Source organism: Sporocytophaga myxococcoides DSM 11118 (genome assembly GCF_000426725.1).
Lineage (GTDB): Bacteria > Bacteroidota > Bacteroidia > Cytophagales > Cytophagaceae > Sporocytophaga > Sporocytophaga myxococcoides.
The window spans coordinates 147,604-163,550 of record NZ_AUFX01000005.1; the positions used below are offsets into that span (position 1 = coordinate 147,604).

The 15,947-nt window shown below is 36.4% G+C and carries 9 protein-coding genes; 3 read left to right on the forward strand and 6 right to left on the reverse strand.

Features of this window, described 5'->3' with window-relative positions:
- Positions 1–84 precede the first annotated feature (84 nt).
- Both K350_RS0106640 and K350_RS0106645 read left to right on the forward strand, forming a co-directional pair.
- A complete protein-coding gene (locus K350_RS0106640) occupies positions 85–1,020 on the forward strand; it encodes a glycosyltransferase family 2 protein (RefSeq protein ID WP_028979235.1) in 936 nt (311 codons plus the stop codon).
- On the forward strand, positions 1,017–2,216 hold the full coding sequence (locus tag K350_RS0106645; RefSeq protein ID WP_028979236.1) for a glycosyltransferase family 2 protein: 1,200 nt from the start codon (positions 1,017–1,019) through the stop codon (positions 2,214–2,216). Before K350_RS0106640 ends, K350_RS0106645 begins: the two co-directional genes overlap by 4 nt.
- A gap of 60 nt (positions 2,217–2,276) precedes the next feature.
- Here K350_RS0106645 and K350_RS0106650 read toward each other — a convergent pair whose 3' ends face one another.
- The 6 genes from K350_RS0106650 to K350_RS27760 form a co-directional block, all read right to left on the reverse strand.
- Entirely contained in the window at positions 2,277–3,011 is a 735-nt protein-coding gene (locus K350_RS0106650) for a YoaK family protein (RefSeq protein WP_028979237.1), read from the reverse strand.
- Positions 3,012–3,179: 168 nt separating this feature from the next.
- A complete protein-coding gene (locus K350_RS0106660; RefSeq protein WP_081670919.1) occupies positions 3,180–4,787 on the reverse strand; it encodes a T9SS type A sorting domain-containing protein in 1,608 nt (535 codons plus the stop codon).
- Positions 4,788–5,040: 253 nt separating this feature from the next.
- Complete coding sequence (locus tag K350_RS27745) at positions 5,041–7,845, reverse strand: T9SS type A sorting domain-containing protein (protein ID WP_051312928.1); 2,805 nt, start codon at positions 7,843–7,845, stop codon at positions 5,041–5,043.
- Positions 7,846–8,030: 185 nt separating this feature from the next.
- The gene (locus K350_RS27750; RefSeq protein ID WP_051312929.1) at positions 8,031–10,844 is read right to left on the reverse strand and encodes a T9SS type A sorting domain-containing protein; all 2,814 of its coding nucleotides are present in this window, start codon (positions 10,842–10,844) and stop codon (positions 8,031–8,033) included.
- Positions 10,845–10,974: 130 nt separating this feature from the next.
- On the reverse strand, positions 10,975–12,600 hold the full coding sequence (locus K350_RS30885) for a Kelch repeat-containing protein (protein WP_051312930.1): 1,626 nt from the start codon (positions 12,598–12,600) through the stop codon (positions 10,975–10,977).
- A 102-nt stretch (positions 12,601–12,702) separates the two neighbouring features.
- Positions 12,703–13,590, reverse strand: a complete 888-nt coding sequence (locus K350_RS27760; RefSeq protein ID WP_051312931.1) for a glycosyltransferase family 2 protein — start codon at positions 13,588–13,590, stop codon at positions 12,703–12,705.
- A 244-nt stretch (positions 13,591–13,834) separates the two neighbouring features.
- Here K350_RS27760 and K350_RS0106685 point away from each other — a divergent pair, with 244 nt between their 5' ends.
- On the forward strand, positions 13,835–15,634 hold the full coding sequence (locus K350_RS0106685; protein ID WP_081670920.1) for a right-handed parallel beta-helix repeat-containing protein: 1,800 nt from the start codon (positions 13,835–13,837) through the stop codon (positions 15,632–15,634).
- Positions 15,635–15,947 lie beyond the last annotated feature (313 nt).

Sequence of the window (15,947 nt, forward strand, 5' to 3'; positions counted from 1 at the left end):
ACAGATAATCTGATTCTTTATTCCTTACTAATTCTATGATACACATCAAGGTTGTGGGTTGGTATTATTAAATTTCATTTTGATATGAGAAATGTGAGAGAGGATATTTACCCGTTGGTCTCAATAGTAACAATAAATTATAATGGAGCTGATGTGACATGTGCACTTCTTGAATCTTTAAGGAAAATTACCTATCCCAATGTTGAAATCATTGTAGTGGATAATCATTCAAAAGAAGATCCTGGAGTTATAAAGGAAAGATTTCCAGAGATAAGGCTGATCAGAAATAAGAATAACAACGGTTTTGCTGGTGGCAATAATGTGGGTTTTAAAGCTGCTAAAGGTAAATACTTTCTTATGCTGAATAATGATACAGAAGTGGCTCCGGATTTTATGGAACCTCTTGTCTCCAAGTTGGAGTCAGACCCTGACGCGGGCGCAGCAACTGCAAAGCTGATATACTATCATAGTGATAGAAGAATTCAATTCGCAGGAAGTACTGCCATTAATCCTATTTCAGGGAGAAATAAATATATCGGTCAGCATGAAAAAGATAACGGGCAATATAACCATTGCTGCTGTACTCCTTATGGACATGGGGCTGCAATGATGATTCCAAGAAAGGTAATTCAGGAAGTGGGTTTAATGCCTGAAATGTATTTTCTTTATTATGAAGAGCTTGATTTTTGTGAAAGAATAAAAGATGCCGGATATACGATCTGGTTTGTGGGTAATTCAAATGTGTTTCATAAAGAGTCTGTGACAGTGGGTAAACTTAATCCTATGAAAATTTATTACCTTACCAGAAACAGGTTGTTGTTTATGCGCAGAAATGTAAAAGGATTAAAGCTCTATCTAAGCATGATCTATTTTACTTTTGTGGCGTTGCCAAAAAATTTATTGACTTATCTGTTCTCAAAGAAGGTAGATTTTGCAAAGGCTTTTATGAAAGGTTATTTATGGAATTTTAAGAATAAAGCATTATTGGAGAATAAAAGGATTAAACTTGAAGCCGCATGATTGCTATTAAAATTATACTATTAATTCTGTTTGTTTATTTATCGGTCTGTGTATTTTATGGATTTCTGTTCTCTTTAGCCGGAAGACTTGGTGGACTGCGAAGGTATAAATTACGGGAACCTTCGGGAAGATTTGCAGTGTTTATACCATCATATAAAGAAGATGAGGTAATTCTTAACTCAGCCAAGGAAGCTTTGAAACAAGATTATCCTCAGCATCTGTATGATGTCATAGTGATAGCAGATTCATTACAAAACAGCACATTGAATTTGTTGAAATCAATGCCTGTTAAAGTGATTGAAGTTTCCTTTGATAAAAGTACTAAGGCCAAGTCTCTTAATGTAGCTTTAAGTCAGCTCGATGAAAACGCATATGACTATGCACTCGTGTTAGATGCTGATAACATTATGAAAGCAGATTTTATAAGAAAATTAAATTCCGTTATTTCTGTTAAGGGCATAGGTGCTGTACAAGGGCACAGGGTCGCAAAAAATATGAATACTAATTTTGCCATACTGGATGCCGTGAGTGAAGAGATTAACAATCATATTTACAGAAGAGGTCACAGAGTTTTAGGACTTTCTTCCGGGCTTATTGGCTCAGGGATGGCTTTTCATTATAAGTATTTTAAGAACGTTATGGCTACCAATAATGCTATTGGAGGCTTTGATAAAGAACTGGAGCATAAGCTTCTCAGGGATAAAGTTAAAATTGAATATGTAGAAGATGCCTATATATTGGATGAAAAGGTTGAAAATGCTGAAGTGTTTCAGAATCAGCGCAGGAGGTGGATATCTGCTCAGTTGCACTATTTCAGAAAATATTTCTTTCAGGGGCTTTGGCATCTTATAACAAAAGGAAATATGGACTTCTTTGACAAAGCTTTCCAGCAATTTTTGGCACCAAGGGTCTTGCTTTTAGGAGTGACAGGTGTGACAGCAGTAGTATCCGCAATATTCGAATTTGCAACGGGGATTATAGCATTTCCTGGAGCGTTCTATTGGATAAGCTTGTTCCTTGTGCAGATGTTGGGCTTGACTATTGCAGTACCAGCTGAATTCTTTACTAAAAAGAATTTAAAGGCAATAGCACAGCTGCCTAAGGCTTTTATAGTTATGCTTTTGGTACTATTTAAATTAAAGGGAGCTAATAAAAAATTTATCCATACGCCTCACTCAGGAAGTTCGAAAGTATAGATATTAAGATTGGGTTTAATGTTTATGATAATCCTTCTTTTAATGGAGGATTATCATTTCTTAGTTCTTAATATCTTGTTTCATAAGTTTTGGTGATTCAGTAATATGTTGTTTTTTGAAAGTATATATAATTCCTGCTATCAATACAATACTTCCCAATAGTAACACTTTTATTTGAATGAAGTCATAAAGGATTCCGGCAAATAATCCTCCGAGAAAGAAAAATGATATGATGGTAAATCGAAGTTTTATTGATCTATATAACTTTTGTTTTTGATCTATCTCTGAATAAAAAAAAAGTTGAGAAAGTTCAATACCTAAATCAGTAAAGAGTCCTGTCAAATGTGTTGTTCGCACAGTAGCATTGCTTATTTTGGTAACCAGGGAATTTTGCAGGCCCATAGTAAAAAGTAATAATGTTGCAATAAGATTTGCATTGTTATCTATAAAGTTCTTGCTCAGTAGACCTGCAGATGTGAGAATAATACTCTCAAGGATAATTGGAACTATAAAGACAAATTTTGCACTTTTCCTCGAAAATATTTCTATCAGCAAGCCGGAAGCAAATGAACCTGAAAAAAAAGCAACAATAAATACAAAGTATAAGATTGTCTGAATTGTGTTCAACTTAAATGCTTCGTCAATAAAAAAAGCAAAATGACCTGTAATATTTGTAGTCAGTTTCGCTACTGATAAAAAGCCCGCAACGTTTACTATTCCTGCCACAAAGGAAAGTAGGGATGCAATCTGAAGATTATGTTTGAAGGTTCTTTCTCTTCCATGGTGAATAAACATTGCAAGCTAATTTTCGAGGTTATGATTTTCAAAATTGATCGTATCCTGCAATTTATTAAAAATACAAAGAAAGGGAAATGTATAGCCATCACACGTCAGGAAGAATAATAACTTTATATTTTTCTCCTCTACATTTTCCTTTAGCACTCTTTCTCCTAATCTGTTATATTATTTCTTTTTCCAGTATATCTTACTAATTCTCAACTTATCGTCGTCTGACTTGATCCTTATGTAATACATAGATTCAGAAAGGTTAAATGGCACGAGATTTATTTCAATTGTATTATTATCAGTAAAAGTATATGAATTGACAGGAGTACAATTACCATTCATATCGACAATTGCTATTTCTGGATTATTGGAAGCTATTTCAGGTATGGTTAATAAAAGCTTGTCAGAAACTGGATTGGGATATGCATTTAACTTATTGTCTGAAAATATACTGGGAATATTGCTTAGTGGAATTGGAGGTTGTCCGGTTTCGTATTCTGTTTGAGGTTTAGAGCTCCATTTTATATTGATAAGTTTGGTGGTATCCTCATTGTTATAGCTAATGAAACTAACGTTATCTTCAGTGATTATTTTAGCAATATTTTCATCAGTGTTTAAGTTAAGGGAAAGCTGGTATCTTCTTTGGTCAGGCATTTCTGAAAGATCAAGATAAAGTATTAACGTGTCTCCATATTGTTCTGTAATTGGTCTAGCACAGTTACGGGTCTGTATATATTCATAAACTTCCTGAAGTGGAGCCATATACATATTGTCCTTTCCCTTTATACCGAATCTTTGTTCAAGACTGTTCATGTAGTTTTCAAAAGTTGGATAAGCAATACTACCTCCTTGAAGAACTTCGCCCACCTGATGAGTAAAAGCTGAATACCAGATATGATTATCAGGTGAACTTTGAGCATCTATCTCGTCTAATTTACTAATGTATCTATTCAGATTAACTTCATCCAAAAATTGTCTGAACATTTCATAATGCTTAAGATTTTTAAGAGTATCGGTTTTTATACCATTAATGCCTTTATAAAATTTCTGGTTATAAATTGATTTCATACCCAGCTTTATCGCAGGCTCAGCATATCCGGTGTCTCCTCCTGGTATTACAAAATGTGTCATCGTAATATTTGTCTTATCATATACATATTTTATGTTTTGTGATATCTGGTATTCATAGTCGGTGTCCGGGCCTGTTTGATGTGAAAAACTATGATTGAGGACATCCCAGTCACTTTGATACATTATCTTCAGCTCATCCCATGTCATGTCTTCATTGTTCTTTTTTACGTGATTGTCGTCTCCTCTCCCGTTGGTACTACACATGGCTATGCCAAGTTTAAAAGGAATGCTATTGCCACAACCGTCAGAAAAGAATAGTCCGGGGAAATCTCTATCGAGTTTATAATTTTTACCTCCATTCACCAATGGATAGGCATAATCATAAGCACAGGCTTTTCCGTCATCCAGTGTGAAACTAAAGGCGAAAGCTTTATTATACATTAGAGGACATTTTGTAAGACTATAAGATAAAGGTTTGGAGTTGAATATGATTGTTATTTTAGCTCCAGTTACCTTTTCGGTGGAGCTTATTCTTCTTAATAGATTACTATTCCGCGTAAGCCTTTTATTATTTGATTTCTTATTAAGCACTACTTTTGATAAATATTTTTTTGTGGTATCTCTTGATGATGCTTTTACCAGAAAATAAAACATTGAGGGGAAAAGCAGAAACAGTAAAATACAAATTGTTATTTTTCTTTCGCTGAATAACATATGATTAGAGAATTGAATTTAATGCGTTTAACTGCTAAGGGTAGAAGAAGTTTGTAAAACTTTTTAATGGAATAGTTGCATGTGATTTCGGTGACTTATTATTTAGATAAGATCTGTTAAGAATAAGACGATGAATGGAAATCAAAAAGTTTTGAATTTATTGGTGAGGAATAAAAAAAAAATTTGAAAAAAGAACCTTATTGAAATTAAAAAGGCAGATGTATTACCTGCCCTTTTTAATGATTAACTCTAATTATTGTTTAATAAATTTAAGCGTTGCTGATTTCGCATCTCCATTAAGTAGTTGCATGAAATATACACCAGGCTCCAGATCTGATACATTTACTGGAAAATCCAATCCGCTATTTGCAGAGCCCACTGTTGTTTCCTTTATCGACTGACTCATACTGTTGAAGATCTTAATACTACAGTTTTGATTGGTTTTATCTTTCAAACTGATATTGATAATATCTTTAGTAGGGTTTGGATATGCAAGTATATCAGAAGCAGAAGAGGAATTATTCCATTTGATTGAAGAGATAATTGAAGGCTCAACTTCAATATAATCCCATGTAGCGTTGAAAGTTGAATTAGCGTTTCTGGATGTTGAGATGATACCTACTGCCAAAGATGTGTCTGATCTTTGTATTGCTCCTTTGGTTTTTCCTGAAGCTATGACTGGATCAAAGCTATAAGCAGTCTTACCGATCTGATATCTAGGATAGACGGTTGCGGTAGCAGGATCTATATGAAACTGGAAAACAATAGCTTCTGATGGGATAGTTGCTGTTGGGAGATCATTTTGAACTGTTGTTGCTTTACCATTTACTTCTGTAACTAATGCAATACCTCCTTTACCCCCGTTAGAGTTAATAACAAGTTTGATATAGTTATCTTGATCGCCATTTCCGATAAATATTCCCTGAGACTGTTCATCTATAGGAGTTTCTGCATTAAAGTAGCTTGGAAGTATGGCTGCTGAAACTACATATGTTCCTGAATTTTTATCTGCGTTTACACCGAACTGAAATCCATTCATCTGTGTATTGATATCTTCAAATGCATCACCAGGTGTAACTCCTTCAAGAGTGAGTGCTCCGGCAGCACCTCCTGCAATCATATTGTAAGGGTCATACAAATTAAGATAATCAGTTTTGTAGTTGGTCATCAATCCAGTAAAGCCAAGGCCAAAGAAACCTGTACCCGGATCATAGTTGAACAATGCATAATGTGTTGGAATGGTAGTAGAGGAACCATTATCCTTATCTCGTACATAAAGATCTACAATATCTTTGATTCCATCATTGTCATCATCGTCATCAAGTAAGTCACCCTTTAAGTCTGCGTCAAAATCAGTTGGTTTATCTGCCCCATTGCAAGGATCTGTTCCAGTTTTGGTTTCCTCATCATTTGAGTAGCCATCCTGATCATCATCATTAGGGGAGTTAGGGCCGCTGTTACATTCTATTGCAGCGCCTGGCTCAAAGATATCTATCCTGCTTTTGCCCCAGCTTGCAATCCAGATACTGCCTTCAAATATTTCACCATCTGCTTGCGCTGTAATGTCAAGTGGTTTTGCATCTCCGATTGACCATCCTTTATCCAGATTAACTCTGTTGGGTTTTTTGCTATTGAGAATTACCTTAGGATCATCTGATGTTTTTATTCTGAAAATATCTCCTTCATATCCAACAGCTAATATATCGCCATACATGCTGTTTCCCGAGTAAAGGTATTCACACATGCCATTGGTAGATTGTTCAAAGTATATTAATGATTTATCTGCAGTAGTGCCTGCGTCATAATAATCAGCTTCCCTGATATCTTTCATGCTTTCTGGAACAGGAGGCCAGTCAATAGGAAGAGGAAAGTTTGGATCAGAATTATCATTTCTCCATTTGCTACCATGAACTGAATCATTTGTGAATAAACCAGCTCCTGAAGGGTTAGCTCTTATAGGTGTTGGATGTCCTGCATAATATTCACCTGGTTGATATGTATTAATATTACCAATATATTCTAAGCCATCGAAGTTACCGACTGTCAAAGAACCTGGCTCACCTGCAGGATACTTATTGGTAACTGTTCCGTTTTCTTTTACTGGATACCCACCCCAGTTTCTGTTAGGTCCGTTATCTATACTATAGACTCTGCCACTTCTTGAAGGGTGTTTGGTAACTACTATGTCATAAGGATTTCTAAAACCTCCTGCATAAATCTGAACCGGCCCGCCAGGAATTATCTTTGTCTGGTTAAGTCCGTCATTTCCTCCCCAAGGATCAAAGATATCTGTACCGTCTGGCTTATTAGATCTTGTGGGGTCATCCAAAGTTGGTATGTCATATTTGTAGGGATTCTTACCAGTGGAGTCAGTCAAAGTGGGCAACGCTTCAATTGTTGCCAGATCCACTTCAAGTATGGCAGCGCTAAGGGCATATTCTGTAATGTATGTCCACAAAGCTGATGGAGCTCCAGAGTTTGTTCCTCCTCCCTGACAAACTAAAAGTTTATTCCCGTATTTTACTAGTCCGTTTGTTGCATGGTTTTCTTCAGATCTTGGAAGGCCTCTTACAAGATCTATCTTTTTCCACTGTCCACTTTCTTTGTATAATTTTGAAATTACACCTGAGTTGGTGCAAAGGTTAACATCTCCAAAGCTACCAGCTCCAATACGGGAATCGCTGGATGTTATATATATAATTGGATTAGTGGCATCTCCTTCAACTAATATTCCGGTTACTTGCCTTTTTTTTCCCGGGGCGTATGTGCCATCGTCATTATGGTTGGGAATGTCTCTGACTAATGTAATAGTTTCAGTACTTGTAGCTGTATAGTCATTAGGGCCGTTACGCTGGATTGTTGCAATTTTTATCTGCCCATCCTGCTGTGCTATATATAATTTACCATCCGGACCAAATTGCAGAGAAGTAGGATTATTTAAGTTTATATTTTTTAACTGACTATTTGTAAAATTCTGGCCAAATACACTGACCAGATTAATCAGGGAGCATATCAGAATTGATGATGCTGTTCTTAAAAAGCTGTACAAATTTTTCATGGTGTAGGTATTATTGACATAAAAAATAACTGAATAAACAGACCAGTGTTTATTGATAAATGTCAATTTTGATGGATAGTTATCAGTCTATCGTGTAGAAAACTGGATTATTAATAAGTTTGATAAAAAAATAAAGATGAGTTTTCTATTAATGAAGAACCCATCTTTATGTAAATCAGATATATCTACTTCTTGATAAATTTTATTGTTGCAGAATGTTCCTGACTTTCTGAAATTAATTGAAAATAGTAGATCCCGCTTGGATAATCTCCCATTTTAATTCCATAATCATCGCTGCCTGGAGTAAAGTTTATAATTCTTTCATCAACTTGCTGACATAAGTTATTGAAAATTTTTAATGTGTAGTTCTGCGAAGATTCTTCATTGATATTGAGATGAACAAAGTCACTGGATGGGTTTGGGTATAAGTTTATATTTTTTGATTTGGCACCATTGTGCCAGAAGTTTATTGAAGTGATGTCTCCGGGATTGACTTCAATGTAATCCCAGGTTGCACTGAATCTTTTACTGGAGCCCCTTGATGTCGCAATGAGCCCTACAGCTAAAGCAGTTTCTTCGTTCTGTATCGCAGTAGCTAACTTGCCCGTTATCTGAATTGGATCAAAGCTATACATTGCATTATCTATTTTATATTTAGGATAAATTGTGTTTGATGCTGGGTCAATGGTGAGGTAAAAGACGATATTGGTTTGAGGAATGGCTCCCGGCAATGCATCTTCAATACTGGTAGCAACACCATCTTTTTCTGTCAACAGTTCAATTCCTCCGGCACCTCCATTTGCGTTTAATGAAAGTTTAACATAATTATCCTGATCACCTGTACCTATGAACATCCCCTGTGATTGAAAATCTTCAGGAGTTCCGGAGCTAAAGTAATTGGGAAGGATCCCTGTTTTTACAGTGAATATTCCCGTGTTTTGGGTAGTGTTTATACCAACCTGAAATGCATACTGTTGGTTGTTATTTCCTTGATAAGCATCACCTTCTGGAATTTCTTCTACTGTGAGCGCTCCGATTGCTCCTCCAGCAATAATATTATTACTATTATAGAGAGCACTGTAATCGGTTGTTCCATTTGACATTAATCCTGTTAGTCCCACTCCAAAAAAGCCTGTACCAGGATCTGCATTGGTAAGATTAAATATTTTGGGAATATTATTTTGTAATCCATTTTGATTATCCAATGCGAAGAAATCCTGATTGTCAAGGATGCCATCATTATCATCGTCATTATCCCACTTGTCACTTATTTTGTCGCTATCATTGTCTGATGGGGCATCAGCAGCATTACATGGATCTGTTTGGTTGTCATTTTCTTCTGCATTGGAAAATCCATCGTTATCATCATCTGCTGTGGGTACGGTATTACTGCATACAACTGTTGCCGGTTCGAATACTTTTATTACGTTTGCAGAATAAACAGCAACCCATATTGTTCCTTCATAAATTTCTCCATCTCCTTGTGAAGTAACATCCAGAGCTTTTCCTTCAAGCGCACTTCCAAGAGGTTTGTCTAAATTTAATCTGGTAGCATCTTTATTGTTAAGCACAGCGTCTCCTGTTGCATTAAGTTTTATCCTATACAAATTTCCGTCAAATCCGGCAGCAAGAATATCACCATATAGTGCATTGCCTGAATATCTGTATTCACAGATACCATCAGTAGAATTGTCAAAATAGAGCAGTGCTTTATCTGCATCAGTTCCGGCTTTTCTATATTCGCTTTGCCTTGGATCTGCAACTGGAACCGGAGGCCAGTCTGAAGGTAATGGTAATGAGGCATTGCTGTTGTCATTACGCCAGCCTGCACCACTAGGTGAATTGGTATATAAACCTGCACCTGAAGGGTTTGCCCTTATTGGATTTGGATGACCTCCATAAAAAGAGCCAGTAACATAAGTGTTCATATCTCCAATAAATTCCAAGCCATCATAGTTGCCGACATCCTGTGATCCGGGCTCTGAGGATGTATATTTGTTAGTTGCATTTCCATTTTCAAGAGTAGGATTGCCTCCCCAGTTTTTGTTGGGTCCATTGTCGATGGAGAAAATTTTTCCAGCTTTGGAAGGATGTTTCAATACCAATATATCATAAGGGTTTCGGAAACCTGAAGCAAAAACCTGAACAGGACCATTGAGAACTATCTTTGCCTGATTTAATCCATCGTTACCTCCCCATGGGTCATTTTGATCGGAACCATCTGTGTTATTAGGCCTTGTCGGGTCATCAAGGGTAGGTATATCATATTTATAAGGGTGTTTTCCTGTGGGGTCCTGCTTATCCGGAAGGTTTTCAACAACGTTTAAATCTACAGAAAGGATAGCAGCTGAAAGTGCATACTCGCATATATATGCAAATACATTTGAGGGAGCGCCCGCATTTGTCTGGCCACCCACTGCAACTAACATTATTTTTTTACCATTCCCTTCATAGAGATATATTCCATTGGTGGAATGTGTTTCCTCTGATCTGGAAAGCCCTCTGACAAGGTCTACTTTAGTCCATGTATTTCCGGTTTTGGTCAATTTGGATAATACTCCGGAATTAGTGCAAAGATTGATGTCACCATTGCTTGCTCCACCAATCCTGGGATCACTGGATACAACATATAGTATAGGATTATCAGAAGTTCCGGCAACAGTAAGGCCGGTAACAAGTCTTTTAGGTGAAGGCTGCGCCAGCATTGTGCCATCATCATTGTGATTTGGTATTTCTTTTACAAGGGTTATAGTTTCAGATCCCGTTACTGAATAATTGTTCGCTGACGTTCTGTTAATTGTCAATACCTTTATAGAACCATCCTGTTGCGAGACATAAAGTTTACCATCTGGTCCGAATTGAAGAGATGTAGGTGTAATAACTCCTGCATTCTGAAGGGTACTTGATGTAAAACTCTGACCAAATGCAAAAAACTGATTTAGAAATAGGAGCAAAGTAGCAGTGAAGATTTTTTTCGGAAATGAGCATGTATTTTTCATGTCGAATAACTAATAATTTCAGTACTTAACTGAAGTGTTAGCTCAGTGTTTATGCATTTAAACAGACAAGGGAGAAAGAATAAAATGTATATTCTTTCTCCCTTAGACTTAAGGTGTGATGATTTAATATTTAGTCCCTGATAATCTTTATCGAAAATTTTTCAGAAGTTTTTTCAGAAATTATATTTACTATGTAAAAGCCCTTGGAAAATTCATTAAAGTTTATGATTTGGCTATTGTATCCTGTTATTACTTTGTTCCCGGTGCTGTTTAATATTTCCCAATATAAAGTTTCCCTATTATGTTCATCAATCAGATGGAGATAATCTTTTACCGGATTTGGATAAATTGTTATACCTGTAAGTTTATTTTTTATTGAAGCTACATCTCCTAGTTCTTCACCATATACGCCTATTGATGCGGGGTTATTAATACCGGAATGATCTATATCAATGAATGATGATTTAAATCCAGCTTCTATTGGAGAAAAGCAAAGGTCCAAGGGAAGGTTGCTTTGAGGAGTGATGATATGTGGGAATGTGAGGTTGGTTGAAAAACAAAAATCCGGACAATTCTCCCTTATAGAAATTCCATTGATCTGAATATTCCTCGATGTTGTATTTGAAAGGTTAACCCTTAATGTTTTGCTCGGAACAAGATTGTCAACTTTCCCGAAGTTTATTGAATCGGGAACTGTAAGCACTATTTGTTCTTCGACAGAAGGGTCATGATATATTTCCTGATTTGCAAGTTCTGTAGCTCCATTTCCTCCGCTGGTTTTACTTCCTGCTGCAATATAAATTTTGTTATTGTATACAATTGCCTGAGTTGCATGTCTTCCGCTATCAAGGGGAGCAAGTGTTTTCCATGTTTTGGTTGTGAGGTTCAGAGCTTCTGTCTTATTGAAAGCAAGGTTGTTAGATGTCCCAGGACCTTCTCCTCCGATAACAAGTAGTTCATTTCCCAATATCACCGATGAGCATCCTGCTCTTGGGGTTGGGATATTATTGGGCCAGCTTTCCCATGTCTGACTTGCAAAGTCAAATACATCTATTGCTGCAACTGTAAGGTTGTTCGTCTGTCCCGTAGCGAGAGAAGAAGTTCTCCCTCCTGTAAGGTAAATTTTTCCACTATGAGTAACAGCTTGGAAATGATCTCTGGCATTAGGTGCATCTGGCATTATTTTCCATTCGTTCGTCTGGGGGTTGTATTCGTCAAACCATGATACAAAGCCGCTGTTGTGACCATTTATTATACCTCCTGCAATGTAAAATTTATCACCATAAACAACTACTCCTGCAGATCCTCTTCGTCTTTCCACTGGGATGATAGGCCCTTCAGACCAAGTGTCAGTAGCTGGATCATAAATATATATCCTGTCTACCGGAGTTTCAGAAGGGTAATTTCCTGTAAATGCGTTTACTATAAAAATTTTGTGCTTGTATGCAACAGCTTGAAAATGGTGTATTTCCAACGCTTTTGTCGGGGCGTCTGGGGAAGGAGGCAAAGTTGTTCCTTTAATCCAATCTTTTGTTGAAGGGTCATAAATATTTACATATTTATCTAATCCTAATCTTCTCCCACCTATAAGATAAAATTTACCATCACATTCGACATACCCACATTCATGTCGGTGTATTAGATCTGGGTCACCCGATTCTATTTCCCAGTGGCCTGTATCCTGGCAGAATGATTTGTTGAAGAATAAAAGTATGTAAAGGGAAATGCTAAAAAGCAATTGTAAATTTATTTTCATACCAATGAATTATATTTTGTATAAATATGTTCGCTTTGTTTTTTTCTGAAAAAATGTAAAAAGCCCTGAGTAATTAAGGGCCTATCTAAATTGTTAGTTGAATTAAAATTTCTTTGCTTTCTCTTCTTCTATATTTATCTCTCCTTTGGCAGTGAAATAAATTCCAATTCTGGATATTTCTTTTTTTGCTCTGTTATAAAGAGCTTTTCCTAAGGATCCATCATCCATTAATCTTCTGTCGCTGGTCCAAACCCTTGCAAGGGGGGATTCAACCAAATGAAGATCACCTTTTCTTGTAAGACACATAGCCATCCAGCCATCTTCACTTCTTTTGGTGACCTTTCGGTTAAGCTGATGATAAAAACCTCCTACTTCAAGAGCATCAGCTTTGCGATAGGCAAAATTAAAACCCATAACGTTTACACATTCTCTTTGCTTTCTTTTTAGTGCAAAGAAGGCATTAGCTGCGGTTTCGTATAGTCCTAAAGTCAATCTATTATTCTCATCCCCGGGTATAAATGAATACGTCCCATAGCTACAGGATACAGTGGGATTGTGTAATGGTGCAATAATAGTATCAAGCCACTCAACGGGATATATAGAGTCTGCATCTGCATTAGCAATAAGAGGAGCTTTTGCTGCTTCAAGTCCGCCTTGTCTGGCATAGCTGATCCCTTGGTCTTTGACAAAGACTGAACGCACACCACATTTATCCAATATTTCCTGTGTTCTGTCTTTTGAATTGTTATTTGCAACTATCAATTCAGTCCGATAACTGGTTTTTAATTCTGAAAGGGATGACAGAGTTCTCAGGATATTCTTTTCTTCATTATATGCCGGAATTACAATAGTTACTTCCGGATCGTCTTGATGGAACCTTTTTAACTTTTCTTTGATTTTATCTACTACCTGAAGGGAATATAGATCATTCTCTTTGAATTGAATATTATTATGCCTGTATACCCAAGACGGCATTGTAAATCTTGACATAGTTATTTTATATGTTTTAATAAAATAAAAGGAAGACTAAATCTCCTGTTAAAAATAGAACTGAATCAGAAGTGATAGTGTTTAGACAAGAACAAATAATAAGAAGCTCAACAGGTATTAATAAATTAAAAATCAGCTTATAGGAACAACCTCTACTTTTATGGAAGTCCCGGTGTAATCATATAAAATCATACCAAACCGGCTTCATAAATAAATCTCTAATATTTAACTAAATAAATTTCAAATGAGACGATCCAGTATTTTGATGGCATTATGTGCCATAGGTATTTCTTTTGCCTCTTGTAAAAAGGAACATGACATTGAAAATGTTAAACCTTCTATGGCTGTAAGTGACAGCGCAGGAGTCGAAGGATATGCATGTACCTATACCATAAAGGCCAATCAACCTATTGTAGATGGAAGTACCCTTAATATTCCAGCAGGAAGTGTAGTTTGTATAGAAGCAGGTACAAGAGGACCGCTTGTTCTTAAAAACTTCTCAGGACAACCTGGTAAACCAATTACCTTTGTTAATGGGAATGGGAAAGTTACAATACAGTGTTCATCAAGTAATGGATACGGTTTGAAACTTGCCAATTGTAAATATGTAAAAGTTGCCGGTAATGGTTCTTCTGATCAATACGGAATTCATGTAACTGGATCTCATATTGGTGTTAGCTTTGAAGCATTGTCTACAAATTGGGAAATCTCTAATGTAGAAATTAGCAAAATAGGATTTGCAGGTCTGATGGGAAAAACAGATCCTTCCTGTGATCCGGCTACATGGAGAGGAAATTTTACAATGAGAGATGTATCTGCTCATGATAACTATGTTCACGATGTAACAGGAGAAGGTTTCTATGTTGGAAACTCATTCTATCAGGGAGGAAGAAATCTTTCTTGTGGAAATATTGCTCCCCACAGTATTGAAGGAGTTAAAATCTATAACAACAAAGTGTATAACAGTGGTTGTGAAGGTATTCAGGTCGGATGTGCTATCAAAGGCTGTGAAATCTATAACAACTCAATAGAAAACTTTGGTAAAGATCCATTTGCTGCAAACCAGAACAATGGCCTTCAGATAGGTGAAGGAACAGGTGGTCTGTGTTATAATAACACAATCAAAAACGGTCCGGGTAATGGTATCATCTGTCTTGGTTATGGTGATAATGTTGTATACAACAACTTAATTATAAACGCAGGAGCTTTCGGTATCTTCACTGATTCAAGATTTACACCGGGACAGTTTTTTAAGTTAGCTAACAATACTATTGTTAATAGTGGTAAAGACGGTATAATGGTTTATTCAGAATCTATTCCGATGAATTATGTAGTAAATAACATTATTGCGGCACCCAAAAATGGTAAGTTTGTCACAACAAGAAGTGGTAGTGTAAAACTCACATCTTCCAATAACCTTAATGCGGCTACTGTTGGTGAAGTTAAATTCTTGAATCCTACAGGAAACGATTACAGAATAGCTTCTGGCTCACCGGCGCTTGATAAAGGTTTGAATACATCATCATATGGTATTGCTTCTGACTTTGGAGGTGGAAGAAGACCAAATGGAGTAGCATATGATATCGGAGCATTTGAAGGAAGTGGTTCTTCACTTTCAAATAACACTCCAACAACTCCAACAAGTCCGACGGCTCCAACAAGTCCGACAGCTCCAGCAGCTCCAACAACAGGAACTGCTCAGGTTACAAGCTTAACTCTTGTAAATGCAAATACAGGAAAAGACATCATGACTATATCTAATGGTGCAAAGATAAGCTATAGTGCGCTTGGTACGAATAAAATAAACGTTCGTGCAAATACATCAACAGGAACGAAAAGCGTGATTTTTAAGTTTGATGGAGTAAATGTAAGAACTGAAAGTGGCGCGCCATTTACCATGTATGGCGATGCAGGAATAGGAAACTACAACCCATGGACACCAGCATATGGAACACATACTATTACTCTGGTTCCATATACTAAAGAAGGAGCTTCAGGAACAGCAGGAGCTTTGTATACAGTATCAATTAATGTAGTAAGCTGATAAGTAAATCATAATCAGTAAGAGGTGTTCGGAAGCCTCTATTTTTAAGAGGCTTCCGGATATTTCATTAAAAAGATATTCCAAAATATAATTTTCATAAAATAATAAAGTTTTTAAAATGTATGAAATGGAGCTCAGAACAGCAATATGATATTAGTTACTCCGTTTCTTAATTATACAAACCAAAGATGTAAAGTATAATTTGTCAATACTATTTTCCATTAAATCTCAAGTACCTATAAGTAAAACCTCTACTTTTTATCGCGTTCAAGGCAGTTAATTTCTGCGCAGAAACAATAAGTAATTCGCCCCG